We start from the raw sequence: 16106 nt of genomic DNA on the forward strand, positions 1-16106 counted from the left end.
CGATAGAGTCGGGTACTGCGTCGACCGGGGAAGGCGGGAGCGGATGCCCGACGAGGACCTGCCCATGGATAGGGCAGACACGACAGGGGTTGCACACGGCGACCACCTGGACGGCGCCGACGTGCGCGCGTTCGACCTGTCGTCGCTGTTCGTGCACGATGAGCGCGAGACCGCCGAAGACCTGCGCCACGACTACGTCGGCGAGCTCTTCGGTGCGGTGGGTGCAGATGCCTCGACCGCCGAGGCGGCGATCACTGCGGCCGAGAAGGCGCTGGCAGCGAACGCCGCGGGCACCGCTGGGGACAGCGGGAGCACGGCGTCCGCGCCGACCGGCGGGAGCGCGGCGCCCGCCCCGATGCCCACCTCCGGCACCGCACCGGCCGCCACCCTCCCGGCGCCGACCGACCCCTCGGGTCCCGTCGACACGCTCGATCTGCACGCGCAGTCGCCGACCGCGCCCATCGACACCGCCGAAGCGCACCTGTTCGACGACGCGGCCGCCGAGGCGCATCCGTACACTCACTCGTTCCCGGCGCCCGTTCCGGCCCGGCCCGAGCCACTGCACGCCGCACCGCGGTACGGGCTCGGACGTGCGCAGGCGATCGCGATGGCCGCGGGGCTCGTCGTCACGGCGATCGGCGTCGGGTGGGCGCTGGCGACGCCGACGCCACCCGTCGCCCTGGCGGCCTCCGCGGCGCCGACGGTGGATCCGGCGCGGGTCGCGAAGGTCGACGACTCGATCACAGAGCTGGACGCGGCCATCTCCGCCGCTCGGACGCGGGCGGACTCGTTCACTGCTCCGCTCGCGGCGATGGCCGGATCCAGCGACGAGCCGGCTCGGCTCGCTGCGGACGCCGCACGTCAGGCGTATGTCGCAGCGCTCGCGGCGATCAAGGTCCCCAAGCCCGCCGGCTCGTCCGCCTCGAACGCGGTGCTCGACCAGCGGCAGCGCGAGGTCGCTGCCGGACAGGCCTCGCTCACGGCCGCGACCACGGCGTTCCGCAACGCGATCATCGCGTTCCGCCAGTCGTTCCCTGCCTACGCCGAGGCCGCGCTCGCCGACAACCCCGACGCCGCGGAGCCCTTCCGCACAGCCGTGACCGAGGCCGCTGCCGCGGTCGCCGCCTCGGATCCCTTCGGGCCGACGCCGTTCGCCGCGCTGGACGCATGGCGCAGCGCGCTCGCTGCGCTCATCGCCGATCAGGAACGTGCCGTGGCGGAGGCGGACTCCCGCGACTCCGGCACCACGGACGGCAGCGGCGGCTCCGGCGGCAGCGATGACACGGGCACGAGCACCGGCGGTGGAACCACGAGCGAGCCGACCTCGACCCCGCCTGCGGAGTCCACGCAGCCGCCCGCTGTGACGGACCCGCCGGTCGTCGTCGATTCGACGACGCCGCCCACGCTCTGACGCTCAGCACGCGGCCGACCGAGGCCGACGCGTCGATCCGAGGGCGACGAATCGTGCCGGCCAGCACCGGCCCTGGTCCGGACGCCGGGGCTCAGCGCTTCGCCGGCGTGCAGCCCGGGGCGTCGAGCGTGACCGGCGTCTCCTTCACCATCGGGGTGTGGCGAACCTCGAGCGGGCCGTAGGTGCCGGCCGGCGCGCTGAACGTCGCCACGATGGTCGCGGTCTGGCCGGGGGCCATGAGCACGTTGACCTTCACCGCGGTGCGGCCGAGGTGGGGCTGTCCGGAAGCGCCGACCGGCTGACCGTCGACGGTGATGCCGGTGAGCGTGGATCCGACGGGCCCGTAGAGGTAGACGTCGGTGGCGGCGTGACCCTTGGGGAAGAACAATCCCGGGTCGACGTATGCAGGAAGGTCGGGCACCGCCGCGGGATCCAGCGTGTTGTGCAGCGTGACGGTGCTGGAGAACGCCGGTGCGCCGGGATTCTGGCACTGCGTGCTCGAGGCGGCGATGCTCATCCGCATGTAGTAGTCGAGCTTGCTCGCCGTGATGTCGTCGATGTAGACGCCGAGGTCGGTGGTCTTCGCGTTGTCGGCCGGCATGTTGCCGCCCACGGGGGTGCCGGCGAGCATCTTCGCCTGCGCCTCGTCACTCGGGGAGTACATCAGACGGCCCTCGTTCGCGGCCTGCGTCAGCGCTGCCAGCAGCGCCTTGGGGTCGGCGTGCGTGGTGACGAGCGCGTCGAAGACGGTCTTGGCAGCGGCGGCGAAGAACGCATCCTGCACTGTCGGGTCTTGGTACTTCGCGTAGACCTCGTTGAGCAGAAGCGGCACCGCGTTGTCGGCCGTGAGTGTTTCGCCGAAGGGTTCGGGCATCGCCACGGGCCCGATGGCCCGCAACAGGTAGCTGAGCGCGACCGGATCGATCGACGCGACCGCGTCCACCGGAGTTCCGTAGGTCTTGGCCCACCAGGCGCGCACGATCTGGGCGGTCTCGCTGAAGTCGGGGGAGAGCGTGGAGTCCTGCACGTAGCGGCCGATCTTGTTGCCGTACAGCGCCTCGGTCTCGGGATTCAGCGCGATGACCGGATCCGGCTGGCCGTTGCTGAAGTCGGTGGAATTGGCCTGCTGCGTCAAGGAGATCTTGCCGTTCTCGGCCGTCAGCATCGCGATGGCGGCGGGGTTGCCGCCCGTGCCGCGCGACTCGGCGTTGTTCTGGAACAGGAGCAGGTAGTGCTGCGGACCCTCGGCCCCGAGCGCCTTCGGCAGGATCGTCAGGGCGTTGTGCACCGGGGTCAGCACGGGCTCGATCTTCGCGATCGCATCGTCGAGCCTGGCGACGCCGGCAGCGACCTGCGGGACGAGGGCAGAACGGTCGATCGTCTTCAGGTTCCGCTGCACCAGCTCCATGCGCGTGTTGGCGGTGTCGATGTCGCCCGCCAGCGCCTTCAGGTTGGCGACGTCGATGCCTCCGTCCTTGGGCAGCAGCGCCTTCAGATCAAGAGCGGTGAGGGGGCGCAGAGCGTCGCGCACGAGGCCGTTCACCGAGTCCGCGGTGATGCGCACCGCCTTGAGGTTGGGGCCGGCGACGGGAACCCACTCGGCGTTGCGCCAGAGATCGGTGCTGGTCTTCTCGGCGGCGTCGTTGGTCAGCGAGGCGATCTGCGCGACCGTCGTCTGCGCGCCGGCCGTGTCTCCGGCGAGCATGCTCTTCTGCACCTGATCGACGAGCGGGATCGCCTTCTCGAGGTCGTCCTTCGCGACCATCGCCTGGTCGTAGAGCCGCTTCGCGGTGAGGCCGCCGACGACGCCGACGACGATGAGCACGATCAGCAGCGACACCGGCACCCAGAACCAGGGACTCTTCAGCACGGGCCGACGCTTCTTCTTGCCATGTCTCGCAGGCCGTTCGCTGCTGCCCTGCGGGGGGACAGCAGCGGCCATGTCGTTCCGCTCTGGAACGGAAGCGGCTTCGGCGGCCTGGCGAGCTTCGCGGGCTTCGCGTCGGGAGTTCACGGTCTGAGTCTATGGAACGGGGCTGTGGCTATGCCCCGCCGCCGCACCAGGATGCACACGGCGGGGCCTGGCACCGTCAGGCGGCGGAGCGCCGTACTTCTGCCGATCGACGCAGCACGGTGGGAGCGGAAACCGGGGCGATGCCCACGAACGCTCGGATACGGGAGTCGAAGTCGGCGTCGCTGAACTTCCCCACGACGCTCCGCGGGTCGAACGCAGGCAGCGCCAGGGCTGCGCGGATGGCGACCGCGAAGTCCCGCGGGTTGTCGGACTCGGCCACGATTCCGCTCACGCCGTCGCGGATGGTTTCGAGCTGGCCGCCGATCGGGCCGACGACGACCGGCGTGCCGGCCGCCTGCGCTTCGACCGGCACGATCCCGAAGTCCTCGATCGGCGGGAACGCGAGCACAGACGCGCGTTGGAAGAGTGCGTACATCATCGCGGTCGACGGCTCGACGATCACATACGCGGGGACCTTCGCTGTCGCCGCGAGGGCGCGCAGAGATTCGGTCTCAGGACCGTGCCCGGCGATCACGACGGGCAGACCGACCAGCTCGGCCGCGGCGATCACGCGGTCGAGCCGCTTGTACGGAATGAACCGTGAGGCGCCGAGGATGAAGTTCTCGGGAAGAGCGTCGATGACACGGAGCTCGTCGTCATCGACGACGGCGTTGCGCCAGTCGGCCTGGGCCATGATCTGCTCGACATGCACCGGCGGGTGGATGACGACCGAATCGCGTTCCCATGTGCGGGCGATGCGATCACGGACGAAGCGGCTGTTCGCTGCCAGGGCCATCGGCTCCTGGGCGCGTCGGTGGTCGAGGCTGCGGAACAGCGGCGACACGGCACGCACCAACGGGTTGTCGCCGCGTCCGTCGAGCTCCGGGCTCCAGATGTAGCGGGCCGGCGTGTGCACGTAGACGTACTTCGGCACGTCCTGATTGCGGACATGTGCGTGATGCGCGAACAAGTGCGAGCTGGCGAGCAGCCAGTCGTACTGCGTGCGCGAGGACAGTCCTCGCCACGCCGCAGCCGCGAACGGCGGCGCGAACGCCTTGTGCCGTCGCAAGGGCGTGCGGGCGAGCCAGGTCTCACCGACCGGACGGTGCGAATAACGCGCCGGTGCGTCGTTCCACAAGCAATGCATGTCCGCGTCGGGGAACGAACGGGCGAACCCGTCGAGCACGAGTTCGGCGCCGCCGGTCGGCTCGATCCACTCGTGCACAATGAGGCCGGTCATGCCTCGGCCCCCCAAGTGAGGGCGAGGCCGGCCTCGCAAGCGTTCCGCGCGCACGCGGCAGAAATCAGAGTCGCCCCAGCGACAAAAGTCCCAGACAAAGTCCCCAGCTCCCCAGCTGCTTTTTCGGGGGCGGCTGCAACGCCATCCCCTGCCCCAGAAATTCACGATGCCCCATACATCGAGAACTGGATCGAGTCGACGTCGACGTTTCGGGTACGACGATGCCGGTCGATCCTCACACCCTCCCAGTGGGTGTGAACTCGTTCATCGTACCCCGGGAATGCACGATCGTGCCGAGCAATATTCCGCGAGCGGGGTCCGAGGCACTCAAAACCCCGGAGTTCCGGGGAATTCGGTCAGCTCGCCTGGCGTCGGCGGGCGACCCAATCGATGACTTCGACAGCGAACAGCCCGATACAGGCACCGGCGGTGTTGGCTATGAGGTCGGCGAGGCTGGCGGTGCGTCCGGCGAGCAGCACACCCTGGGCCGACTCGATGGCGAGGGATACCACGAAGCCGATCGGCATGACCAGATAGCGCCGACGCGGCATCAGGATCGCGAGCAGGATCCCGAGCGGCACGAACAGCACGATGTTGGATCCGAACTCGATGCGGTCGTATGTGAGGAGAGGGATGTGGTGCGTGAGCGCCTTCAAGAACCAGCCCATGCCCTTGTCGACGTGCTGCGGCCAGAACGCGATCAGGAGCAGCGCAACGGCGTAGACGATCAGCCACGGCAGCGCCCAGCGCAGCCGAGGCTGACCGGGCGCTGCCGTGGAGGGGTGGTCAGAGCGCGAGTCGCTCACGCACGACCTCGGCGAGCTGGTGCGCGTACTCGTGGGCGGACGCCTCGTCGGCGGCCTCGACCATCACGCGCACGAGCTGCTCGGTGCCGGAGGGGCGCAGCAGCACCCGGCCGGTGTCGCCGAGCTCGGCCTCCACCGCGCGCACGGCCTGCTGCACGTGCTCGTCGTCGGTCTTGGTGCGGTCGACGCCCTTGACGTTCACGAGCTTCTGCGGGTACACGGTCATGATCGAGGCGAGCTCGGCCAGCGTCTTCTTCTGACGCGCCATCTCGGCGACCAGGTGCAGGCCGGTCAGCACGCCGTCGCCGGTGGTGGCGAAGTCGCTCATGATGACGTGGCCGGACTGCTCACCACCGAGGGAGTAGCCACCCGCGTTCATCTCCTCGAGCACGTAGCGGTCGCCGACGGCCGTCTGCAGCACGGTGATGCCGTGCTCCTTCATCGCGACGTGCAGCCCGAGGTTGCTCATCACGGTCGCGACCAGGGTGTCCTGGGCGAGACGGCCGCGCTGCTTCATGGCCACGGCGAGGATCGCCATGATCTGATCGCCGTCGACGGTCTTGCCGTCGGCATCGACCGCGAGGCAGCGGTCGGCGTCGCCGTCGTGAGCGATGCCCACGTCGGCTCCGACGCGCACGACCTCGGCGGCCAGCTTGTCGAGATGCGTGGATCCGACCCCGTCGTTGATGTTGATGCCGTCGGGATCCGCCCCGATCACGGTCACCTTGGCACCGGCGTTGCGGAACGCCTCGGGCGAAGCGCCGGATGCCGCCCCGTTCGCGCAGTCGAGCACGACGTGGATCCCGTCCAGCCGGTGCGGAAGCGACGTCAGCAAGTGCATGACATAGCGGTCTTCGGCGTCGGAGAACCGGCGCACGCGGCCCACGTCGGCGCCGGTGGGGCGCAGCTTCTCGCCGGCCATCGCGGCCTCGATGCGCTCCTCGACGACGTCGGGCAGCTTCACGCCGCCGCGGGCGAAGATCTTGATGCCGTTGTCGGGCGCGGGGTTGTGCGAGGCCGAGATCATCACGCCGAAGTCGGCGTCGATGTCGGCGATGAGGAACGCCGCGGCCGGGGTCGGCAGCGTTCCCGCGTCGAGCACGTCGACGCCGGAGGAGGCGAGGCCCGCCTCGACCGCGGCGCTGAGGAAGTGTCCCGAGATCCGCGGGTCGCGGGCGACCACGGCGGTGAGACGCTTGCCGGCGGCCTTGCGGGCCTCGGCAATACGGCCCTGGCCCAGGACGACGGCAGTCGCCTGGGCCAGGGTGAGCGCGATATCGGCGGTGAGGGGGCCGTTGGCCAGCCCCCGCACCCCGTCCGTACCGAACAGAGCCATAGAGGACTGTTGGGGTTTAGCGCTTCGAGTACTGAGGAGCCTTGCGGGCCTTCTTGAGACCAGCCTTCTTGCGCTCCTTCACGCGAGCGTCGCGCGAGAGGAAGCCGGCCTTCTTCAGGGTCGGGCGGTTGTTCTCGGCGTCGATCTCGTTCAGCGCACGGGCGATGCCCAGGCGCAGGGCGCCGGCCTGGCCCGAGGGGCCACCGCCGGAGATGCGCGCGATGACGTCGTACGCACCGGCGAGGTTCAGCACCGTGAACGGGTCGTTGATCAGCTGCTGGTGCAGCTTGTTCGGGAAGTAGTCCTCGATGGTGCGGCCGTTCACCGTGATGGTGCCGGAGCCCGGGACGAGGCGCACGCGGGCGATGGCCTGCTTGCGGCGGCCCACGGCCGCGCCGGGGACGTTGAGAACGGGACGCGGAGCGGTCTCGACGGCGGCGGCCTCAGGGGTCTCGGTCGAGAAGTTCTGCGGGAATTCGGTGGTGTCGATGTCAGCCACGAGTATGTCCTTATTCGTAACGGCGCTTACTGGGCGACCTGGTCGAGGGTGTACGTCTTCGGCTGCTGAGCGGCGTGCGGGTGCTCGGAGCCGGTGTAGACCTTGAGCTTCGCCAGCTGCTGGCGGCCCAGGCTGTTCTTCGGGAGCATGCCGCGGATCGCCTTCTCGACGGCGCGGACCGGGTTCTTCTCGAGCAGCTCGGAGTAGGCGACGGCCTTGAGCCCGCCCGGGTGACCGGAGTGGCGGTAGGCGATCTTCTTCTCGAGCTTCTGGCCCGTGAGCGCGACCTTGTCGGCGTTCACGATGATGACGAAGTCGCCCGAGTCGATGTGGTTGGCGAAGGTCGCCTTGTGCTTGCCACGCAGGAGCGCGGCGGCGTGCGAGGCGAGACGGCCGAGCACGACGTCGGTGGCGTCGATGACGACCCAGTCACGCTGGACCTGGCCCGCCTTGGGGGTGTAAGTGCGCGTCACAATAGTGCTGCTTTCTTGATCGAACGGAGAGGTTCGTGAATCCCACTCCGGGGTGGTTCTCCTCTCCGGTCCCCGAGCCTGTCGAAGGGCCCGGGGGAGCGGATGAGGTGAACACGCCAGTGGAGGGCTCACGTTCGCATGCGCGACCAGCAGTGATCGCACACCAAAGGACAAGCTTACGGCATCGGCGCGGGAACTCCCAAACTCGCGGATCGGCCGCGACCGCGTCGTTCGACCTGCGCCTAAACGGCGCGCACAGAGCGACGCGGGGCGAGGGGCGGCTCTCGCGTGCGACAGAATGTAGGGCATAGGGCGCCTTGCTCCCTCAACCACGTCAGTTCTCAATGGGAGAGGCACACTATGCGGATATCTGTCATCGGCTGCGGCTATCTCGGTGCCGTTCACGCGGCGGCGATGGCGTCGATCGGGCACGACGTGGTCGGCATCGACGTGGACGAGCGGAAGGTCGAGGCTCTTTCCCAGGGGAAGGCACCGTTCTTCGAGCCCGGGCTGGCGGAGATCCTGACCGAGGGTGTCGCGTCTGGCCGGCTCACCTTCACGACCGACATGGCAGCGGCGCGTGGCGCCGAGGTGCACTTCGTCGGGGTGGGCACACCTCAGCAGGCCGACGGATACGCCGCGGACCTGACCTATGTGAATGCGGCCTTCGACGCCCTGGCGGCTTATCTGCAGCCCGGCGACATCGTCGCGGGAAAGTCGACGGTGCCCGTGGGAACCGCTGCGGCCCTTGCGAGCACCGTCAGCGACGCCGGTGCCACCCTGGCGTGGAACCCCGAGTTCCTGCGTGAAGGGTGGGCCGTGCAGGACACCATCGACCCCGATCGGCTGGTCGTGGGTGTCCCCTCGGGGGAGGAGGGCGAACGCGCCGCCGACATCCTCCGCGCGGTGTATCACCCGGCGGTGGCCAAGGGAACGCCCTTCATCGTCACCGATTACGCCACAGCCGAACTCGTCAAGGTGTCTGCGAACGCGTTCCTCGCCACCAAGATCTCGTTCATCAACGCCATGGCCGAGATCGCCGAAGTGACCGGCGCCGACGTGACCCAGCTCGCTGACGCGATCGGTCACGACGTCCGCATCGGCCGGCGGTTCCTCGGAGCAGGGATCGGATTCGGCGGCGGCTGTCTCCCCAAGGACATCCGCGCGTTCTCGGCGCGCGCAGAGGAACTCGGCCGGGGTGAATCCGTCGCCTTCCTCCGCGAGGTCGACGCCATCAACCTGCGCCGGCGCGAGCGTGCGGTGCAGCTCGTGATCGATGGACTCGGCGGGTCGGTCTTCGGCAGGAAGGTCGCCGTCCTGGGCGCGGCATTCAAGCCGCACAGCGACGACGTACGAGACTCGCCGGCGCTGGATGTCGCTGTGCGGCTGCATGGGCTCGGTGCTGAGGTGGTTGTGACCGACCCGCAGGCGGTCGAGAACGCGCGGCGATCGCACCCGCAGCTCACCTATGCGGAGGCCCGCGATGAGGCGCTCACGGGTGCCGATGCGGTCGTCATCGTCACGGAATGGGACGAGTACCGTCGAGAACTCTCCCCGGAGCATGCGGCATCTCTCGCGCGGGGGCGCGTGGTCGTCGATGGGCGCAACTGCCTCAACGCATCCGCGTGGCGCGAGGCAGGCTGGAGTTATCACGGGATGGGGAGGCCATGAACGGCTGCCAGATCCCGCCTCGCGCGATCGTATTGACGCACGCGTGACGGAGAAGCTCGCGTTGGACTGGACCGGAGACAAAGGATGACGAAATGGGTGGCCGTCGCCTATGGGGCGCTCGACGTTGCCGATGACCCGCCGATCCCTGGCGCGGAGGTCCTCGTCGTCCCGACTGTTCCGGCACCTCTGCGTTCGCTGTTCGGCCACGGGGCGGCCCTGTGGCGGCGACTCGCGGAGGACGGACCGCTCGATGAAGCGGACCTCGAAGACTCAGACATCGAGATTCTCGAAGAAATGGCGGACCTCGGGCTCGCGTCCAACGACGTGCACCATGAGGCACGCTTCGGAGACCTGCGCCAGCCCTGGCTCACCTCTGCGTTGCACGAGCTCGTGTACGCCCTCGTCACGGAAGTGATGCGGAGAGCGGATGTCGAGGGCATCTTCATCAAGGGGCCTGTGCTCCATCGGCAAGGTCTACGTACGCAGCCCCATTCGGGCGACGTCGACCTGTGGGTCGCACCAGGAGGACAACACCGAATCGCCGAATCTCTGCGCGCATGGGGGTGGGACGTGATTCCCTTCGATTTTGCGGAAGAGATGTACCACTCCATGACGCTCGAACCCGCCGACTGGGGGTGCGAGATCGATGTGCACTATCGCTTTCCAGGCATCGGTGTTGAGCCGTTGGACGCGTTTCGTGCATTGCTCAGCGAACGTCAGTACATGACGTTCGCCGGTGTCTCATGTCCGGTACCCTCCGTGGAGGCCAACGCGGTGATCTACGCCCTGCACTGCTTGCGTCCCGATCCCAAGGTGACGGTCACGGAGCTGTCGCACGTGGAGAGCCAACGTGCATTGCGTCTTGGTGGGACTGGCGCGCTGGCTCTCGCCGAGAAGTGGAAATCGCTGCCCGTGCTGGGTCCGGAGTTCGCGCAAGCCGTCCCGGGGATCGTTCTGCCTGACTACGCGCCGGAGGCGCCGGAGGACTGGAAGCGAAGGCGAGCGTCAAGCGTTGCGCAGTATCACATCGCTGTGATTCGGAGTCTGCCATGGCGCAGACGGCCGATCGCCGTTTGGCGAGTGCTCTGGCCCAGCGGCCGGACAGCAAAGCTCTCCGCGAGCAGGCAGGGGCATCCTGAGGACAACGCCCTTGTCGCGCATCTGCGCCGCCTCGCGCTCGGCCTCAAGCAGCTCTTCGCACGTCACTGAGCCGTCATCCAGCTCTTCGAACAGGAATGAACGCATGCCTTCTGCAGTCGTGATCGGTACTCGGGGATACCCGAGCTATTACGGCGGATTCGAAACGGCGATCCGTCAACTTGCGCCCTATCTCGCCGATGCGGGCTGGGACGTCACCGTCTATGGCCGCAAAGGCGCCACAGTGGAGGATGATCCAGGTCGTGACCCGCGGGTCGCTACCCGGTCGACTTTCGGAATCGAATCGAAATCGCTCTCCACCCTCTCCTACGGCCTCGGGGCAACGATCGATGCGATGCGGCACAAGCCGGATGTCGCGCTCGTGATGAATGTCGCAAACGGGTACTGGCTGCCGCTGCTTCGTGCGCGAGGCATCCCCACGGTGACGAACGTTGACGGGATGGAATGGGAGCGAGACAAGTGGGGGAAGGCTGCGCGCGCCGTCTTCAAGACCGGGGCGCGGCTGACCGCACGGTATTCCGACTTTCTCGTCTTCGATTCGCTCGCGATCGGTCGGCGCTGGGAAGAAGAATTCGGGCGAGACGGATCCTTCATCCCTTACGGTGGCTCGCCGCACGACGACCTGCCCGTCGAGCCCGGCCTGAGCACGCGCGGCTACGTCCTTGTGGTCGCACGCTTCGTGCCGGAAAACACCATTCCGGAGTTCTTCCAGGCGGTGGACCGGCTCGCGGAGAGCACTCATGTGGTCATCGTCGGCTCCTCCGGCTATGGCGGTGAACTCGACCAAGCGGCTCAGCGCCTCTCCGAGCGGCACCGTTCCGTGCACTGGCTGGGGCACGTGAAGGACGATCGCCGTCTCTTCGCTCTGTGGCAGCACGCGGGGGCGTATTTCCACGGTCACAGTGTCGGCGGTACCAACCCCGCGCTCGTTCAGGCGATGGCGCTCGGCGCCCCCATCGTCGCGCGCGACACGGTGTTCAACCGGGAAGTGCTCGGAGAGCATGCGGGCCACTTGGTCGAGCCGAAGCCGGAGGCGATCGCGGGTCGGATCCTGAAGCTGCTGAGCGATCCGGCGGAGCAGGAACGCCTGGCCGACGCCGCCAAGCGGCGGGGGGCGGCGCAATACACCTGGGATGGCGTGAACGCGGAGTACGAGCGCGTGCTGCGGCTCGCTATTGAAGGCAGACCATGACCTCACGACCGATCGACTCCGTGGCAGGGGCCATCCGGCCAGGGATCGCCTCGAATTCCCGCGCTGCGCGCCTGGTTGCTGGACTCCGCGCCGCGGGAGTCATCGACCCGAAGGCGCGCTACTACTTCCACGGGCGCTCAGAAGGCGCTGATGCACGCATCGATACAGGCCGACGAGTTCCGAGAATCGAGGCGAGCGACAGGTCGACCGCAGTGCTGTCTCCTGTGTTCGACCCTTCTGTCACTCCAGGCGCTTCGTGGGTGGACTTCTGCGATGACTGGTCGATCGCTCCGGACGTCAACCGGGTGCACCGGTGGCGTGCCGCGCGATCCTATCGGCGAGCAGCTCGGCTCGGCGAGGACGTGGTGGTCACGGTAAACAGCCCGTACATGGCGGCACGAGTGAGTGCGCCGAACGCCATCGTCGTGCCGAATGGAGTCGACCAGAGCGTGGCCGATATCCGGCCCGAGGGGGACTCGCGGCTGCGGCTCGTCATGCTCGGCAGCTTCTTCGACGGAGGAACGGATGCGCGGCTCATCCTGGACGTCGCTCGTTCCACCCGGTTCGACGAGATCGTGATCGCCGGCGCCGGGTCGAGCAGGTCTCTGCGGGCCGTCGTCGCGTCCTTGCGGGCTGACTACGGCTCGCGCCTCACGGTCTCTGAGTGGATCGACGACGCTCACCTCGCTCGGCTGTCGGGTGCGCGTACGGTCGCACTGATCCCGCATACGGTGAGCGACTACGCCCTCAGTCAGGACCTGATGCACGTGTATCGGTTGATCGGTCTCGGTATCCGCGTGATGTGCCCTCGGATGCTGTGGCCCGCGCACCTGCCGATCGACCACGCGTTCCTGGTCGACTTCGGGGCGAGCTACTCTTTCATCACGGACTGGATCGAGTCCACCTCGATGTCCGAGATCGAGCGCCAGGATTTCATCCAGGCGAATTCCTGGGCTGCGAGGGCGCTGACCATCCAACGTCTCCTCGAGGGGATCCACGCGTGACCGTCGACATCTCGATCGTTGTGTTCCGGCCGGACTTCGAGGAATTGGGTCGCACGTTCCAGGCGATCGCGGCGGTTCGGACCGAGTTCGACCGGTTGCGCCTTCTTGTCTCCGGGGATTCTGAGGTGCATCGTCGAACTCGGGAGCTTCTCGCGGAGGCGGGTGTCGACGCCGTCGTCAGCGAGAGATTCGACAACCTCGGATTCTCGACGGGGCACAACCGGCTTCTGGCAGAGAGCTTCCGTGCAGGTGCGGATGCGTGCCTCGTCCTCAACCCCGATGCGCGTATCGAGCCGGGTGCGCTGACTGCGCTGGTTGCGGCGGTGTCTTCGGACGGCGCAGAAGGCCTTTACGGACCGGCTTTGAGACGTGCGGACACCGCGAAGGTCGACAGCCTCGGCATCGAGTGGACCCGCGACGCGCGACACTTCGACCGGGCGATGGGTGAGCCGTTTCTGATCACGCCGGGCCGTATCGACGACGTGGAGGGCCTCACCGGCGCATGCCTGTTCGTCACGCGAAGCGCCCACGAGCGCATCGTGCGCCGAAGCGGATGGTTCTTCGACGACGCGTTCCTGGCCTACCGCGAAGACGCAGAACTCGGCGTGCGGGCACGCGCTCTGGGGGTGCCGTCCCGCCTGGTGCACATCGAAGGGTTCTCGCATGTGCGGGCCGTGCGCGGCTATCAGCGAGGGCGGGTGCTTCCCGACCTCCTGGGTGTGCGGAATCGGTTCCTCCTGAAGTACCGCCTGGGCGTGCTGCGGCCGGGCTCGCGCGTGATTTCGGCAGTCCGGGATCTGGCTGTCATCGGCGCCGTGCACACCATCGAGCGGCGGAGCAAGCCGGGATGGGATTCGGCACGGCGCATCAGGCGTTTCGTTCGCGGGACCAGCACGGTGCTCCCTGGTGGAGCCGTGTCGGCCAGCGGCGGAGCGCCGCTGAAAGTCGTGTACCTGGGAGTCGAGTCACTCGATTATCCGCGGAACGCTCGGATCCGCGACTACCTCGAGCGCGAGCTCGGCGCACGGGTGAGTGTGGTGCCGATCGACAAGAACCCGGGCGCCCTGCGCAAGGCCCGGGTGCTGTTGCGCGATGGACGCGCGGCGCTCCGCGGCGGCGCGGACGTGCTCATCCTGGCCGAGTTCCAGAACAAGTACGCGCTGGTCGCCAGATACTTGGCGTGGCGGGCGCGCGCACTGCTGATCACCGACTGGTTCGTGGGATTGCACGAGACTCGCGTCGGCGATTGGAAACTGCATGCACCGACGTCGATGCGGGCAAGACTCTTGGACCTTACCGATCGGATCGCCGCGCGCGCGGGCGACCTCGTCATCACCGACACGGATGCCAGGGCCAACGACTTGACGGAACGGTATGGCACGCCCGAGTCCTCGCTGCTCACGCTCCCCGTGGGAGCCCCCGGCTGGGCCGGTGCCGCGAGTGCGAGGGAGGTCGCGTCCAGGCCGCGGCTCAAGGTCTTGTATTACGGCGGCTACTTGCCGTTGCACGGCGTCGACTACGTTCTCGACGCTGTGAAGCTCGTGGATTCCGCAGAACGAGTCGAGGTGGTCCTCCTGGGTGCGGGACAGCTGCGCGACGGGATCGAGCGGCGCGTCGCCCAAGAGCGCATTCCGAATGTGACCTTCCTCGATCCTGTCCCGGAGGAATCGCTGGCTGGGCTCATCGCGGATGCTGATGTCGTGCTCGGCGTGTTCGGGCGCTCGCGGAAGGCCGAGACGGTCATTGCCAACAAGGTCTGGCAAGGTCTGGCAAGCGGCAAGACCGTCGTGACCAGAACCTCGCCTGCCCTTGATGAGATCTCCGCGATCGTCGGTGACCTTCTCGTCACCGTCGATCCGGAAGACCCCGCTTCGCTGGCGGCCTTTCTGAACGATGCGATGCGGCGTCCCCCGACGCCGACAGCCGGAAATGTCGCTGAGCGCCTCGAGGAGTATGTGCGGAAGCGATACGTGGAGTTCGGGACTCGCCTGAGCGAGGAGGCGCGGAAGTGAATGTCAAGCAGATTCAGTACCGCGCAGCGAAGATGCTTGCTCAGCTGCAGGATTCTACGCGGCGGCGGAAGCTCGTGACAGGGATCATTGCGGGGGCTCCGACAGAAGAGTCCCGGCTGCGGATGGCGGTCGAGGCGCAACTGCATTGGTCAGGCGTGATGCTGTGTGCCGTGGCAGTCACGGAGCGCGCTCCGGTGCGCGTCAATCTTGTGCTACCCGAGCTGCGGTCCTCTGCACTGTTCGCAGGCATAGATACGGCGCTGCGGGCTTCGGGATTCCTCGCGAATGAGCGAAAAGCCCCCTTGCGCGTCGTGAGCCTGGGCAACGAGATGGACGCCAAAGGTCGCAGGATCCTCGAAACGGAGGTACGGCGACGGGCCGGACTGGATCCCATGAACGCCCTCGAATTGGTCGGGCGGGAAGCGCTGGTCGGTCTCGAGGTCAACGAAGCCGACATCTGGGTCCCCACGCACTGGACAACGGCCCATGCGGTCGGCACGGCGGCTGGTCTGACTGGCGCACTTCAGGTCCAGAACGTCGTCTACCTCATTCAAGATTACGAGCCCGGCTTCACTCCCTGGTCGACCGACTATGCCTTGGCCCGAGCCACGTACCACGCCGGGTTCCACTCTGTGATCAACTCCATGCCATTGGCGCGGTATCTCGAAAGCGCAGAGAAGCTGGAGGTCCCGGACGAAGAAGTGTTCCGGCCGGGAGTGCACGTGCCGCAGGGGACTCCGGCCGACCGCAGGCCGGAGAAGGCTCTCCGCGTCGCCTTCTACGGACGTCCGAGCAAACCGCGCAACCTCTTCGGTCTTGGCGTAGCCGTCCTGCAGAGAGTTGCGCAGGAAGTCGAGCAATGGGACGTCGAGGTCGAGTTCGTATCCGCAGGTGAAGCGCACGCGCCGATTGCACTGACCGAAGCGCTCGTGCTCCGGCCCGTGGGCCGCTTGTCGTGGGACGACTACTTCCGGCTCATCGCTGATTCGGATGTGCTCCTCTCGCTGCAGCACAGCCCGCACCCGTCGCATCCGCCCTTCGACGCTGTCGTGCGCGGCTGTTACGCCGTGACGAATGAGTTCGGCGGCATCCGGAACACGCTGAGTCCACTCATCTACGCGCGGGAACCGCGTGTCGACGAGCTCGCGGGAGCGATCGTCGCTGCGTTGAGGCGCGTGCGCGAGGACGGCCGGCCAGCGCCGGACAAGGACATCGTCTCCAAGCTCGGACAGCCGCTCGAGAACGTCATGCTGATGGCGTCGCAGCGTGTAGGGATGCGCCCATCGTGAA

13 protein-coding genes are annotated in these 16106 nt (G+C 67.6%); 7 read left to right on the top strand and 6 right to left on the bottom strand.

The annotated features are described in order from the left end of the window. Positions 1-43 precede the first annotated feature (43 nt). The gene (locus AERO9AM_RS03320) at positions 44-1411 is read left to right on the top strand and encodes a hypothetical protein (protein WP_159574874.1); all 1368 of its coding nucleotides are present in this window, start codon (positions 44-46) and stop codon (positions 1409-1411) included. Between the two features lie 91 nt (positions 1412-1502). On the opposite strand, the gene AERO9AM_RS03325 is transcribed toward AERO9AM_RS03320, so the two are convergent. The 6 genes from AERO9AM_RS03325 to rplM all read right to left on the bottom strand — a co-directional run bounded on the left by AERO9AM_RS03325 (position 1503) and on the right by rplM (position 7779). Further along, entirely contained in the window at positions 1503-3281 is a 1779-nt protein-coding gene (locus tag AERO9AM_RS03325; protein ID WP_159574875.1) for a DUF4012 domain-containing protein, read from the bottom strand. A 220-nt stretch (positions 3282-3501) separates the two neighbouring features. Further along, positions 3502-4665 carry a glycosyltransferase gene (locus tag AERO9AM_RS03330; protein WP_159574876.1) on the bottom strand — a complete coding sequence of 388 codons (1164 nt, stop codon included), beginning with the start codon at positions 4663-4665 and terminating at the stop codon, positions 3502-3504. A 356-nt stretch (positions 4666-5021) separates the two neighbouring features. Continuing rightward, positions 5022-5471: a VanZ family protein gene (locus AERO9AM_RS03335; RefSeq protein ID WP_159574877.1), complete on the bottom strand. Its 450-nt coding sequence runs from the start codon at positions 5469-5471 to the stop codon at positions 5022-5024. Continuing rightward, positions 5452-6807, bottom strand: coding sequence for a phosphoglucosamine mutase (gene glmM / locus AERO9AM_RS03340; protein ID WP_159574878.1), 1356 nt, complete (start codon positions 6805-6807; stop codon positions 5452-5454). The genes AERO9AM_RS03335 and glmM overlap by 20 nt, the downstream gene beginning before the upstream one ends. Before the next feature lie 16 nt (positions 6808-6823). Continuing rightward, positions 6824-7306, bottom strand: a complete 483-nt coding sequence (rpsI, locus tag AERO9AM_RS03345; RefSeq protein WP_159574879.1) for a 30S ribosomal protein S9 — start codon at positions 7304-7306, stop codon at positions 6824-6826. A gap of 26 nt (positions 7307-7332) precedes the next feature. Then, positions 7333-7779: a 50S ribosomal protein L13 gene (rplM, locus tag AERO9AM_RS03350; protein ID WP_159574880.1), complete on the bottom strand. Its 447-nt coding sequence runs from the start codon at positions 7777-7779 to the stop codon at positions 7333-7335. 360 nt (positions 7780-8139) lie between these two features. Here rplM and AERO9AM_RS03355 point away from each other — a divergent pair, with 360 nt between their 5' ends. The 6 genes from AERO9AM_RS03355 (at position 8140) to AERO9AM_RS03380 (ending at position 16105) form a co-directional block, all read left to right on the top strand. Further along, on the top strand, positions 8140-9450 hold the full coding sequence (locus AERO9AM_RS03355; protein WP_159574881.1) for a UDP-glucose dehydrogenase family protein: 1311 nt from the start codon (positions 8140-8142) through the stop codon (positions 9448-9450). 96 nt (positions 9451-9546) lie between these two features. Beyond that, the gene (locus AERO9AM_RS03360) at positions 9547-10659 is read left to right on the top strand and encodes a nucleotidyltransferase family protein (protein WP_159574882.1); all 1113 of its coding nucleotides are present in this window, start codon (positions 9547-9549) and stop codon (positions 10657-10659) included. Between the two features lie 34 nt (positions 10660-10693). Then, positions 10694-11800, top strand: a complete 1107-nt coding sequence (locus tag AERO9AM_RS03365; protein ID WP_159574883.1) for a glycosyltransferase — start codon at positions 10694-10696, stop codon at positions 11798-11800. Further along, positions 11797-12804, top strand: coding sequence for a hypothetical protein (locus AERO9AM_RS03370; protein WP_159574884.1), 1008 nt, complete (start codon positions 11797-11799; stop codon positions 12802-12804). Before AERO9AM_RS03365 ends, AERO9AM_RS03370 begins: the two co-directional genes overlap by 4 nt. Next, positions 12801-14816, top strand: coding sequence for a glycosyltransferase (locus tag AERO9AM_RS03375; RefSeq protein WP_159574885.1), 2016 nt, complete (start codon positions 12801-12803; stop codon positions 14814-14816). Before AERO9AM_RS03370 ends, AERO9AM_RS03375 begins: the two co-directional genes overlap by 4 nt. Further along, positions 14813-16105, top strand: a complete 1293-nt coding sequence (locus tag AERO9AM_RS03380) for a rhamnosyltransferase WsaF family glycosyltransferase (protein ID WP_159574886.1) — start codon at positions 14813-14815, stop codon at positions 16103-16105. Before AERO9AM_RS03375 ends, AERO9AM_RS03380 begins: the two co-directional genes overlap by 4 nt. Position 16106 lies beyond the last annotated feature (1 nt).

The sequence above is a fragment of the Microbacterium sp. 8M genome, assembly GCF_902506375.1.
In the GTDB taxonomy this organism is placed as follows: Bacteria; Actinomycetota; Actinomycetes; order Actinomycetales; family Microbacteriaceae; genus Microbacterium.

Excerpts from the sequence above, each read along its gene's own strand:
- glmM (WP_159574878.1), bottom strand. The coding sequence starts at position 6,807 with ATGGCTCTGTTCGGTACGGACGGGGTGCGGGGGCTGGCCAACGGCCCC.
- AERO9AM_RS03355 (WP_159574881.1), top strand. The coding sequence starts at position 8,140 with ATGCGGATATCTGTCATCGGCTGCGGCTATCTCGGTGCCGTTCACGCG.
- AERO9AM_RS03365 (WP_159574883.1), top strand. The coding sequence starts at position 10,694 with ATGCCTTCTGCAGTCGTGATCGGTACTCGGGGATACCCGAGCTATTAC.
- AERO9AM_RS03370 (WP_159574884.1), top strand. The coding sequence starts at position 11,797 with ATGACCTCACGACCGATCGACTCCGTGGCAGGGGCCATCCGGCCAGGG.
- AERO9AM_RS03330 (WP_159574876.1), bottom strand. The coding sequence starts at position 4,665 with ATGACCGGCCTCATTGTGCACGAGTGGATCGAGCCGACCGGCGGCGCC.
- AERO9AM_RS03320 (WP_159574874.1), top strand. The coding sequence starts at position 44 with ATGCCCGACGAGGACCTGCCCATGGATAGGGCAGACACGACAGGGGTT.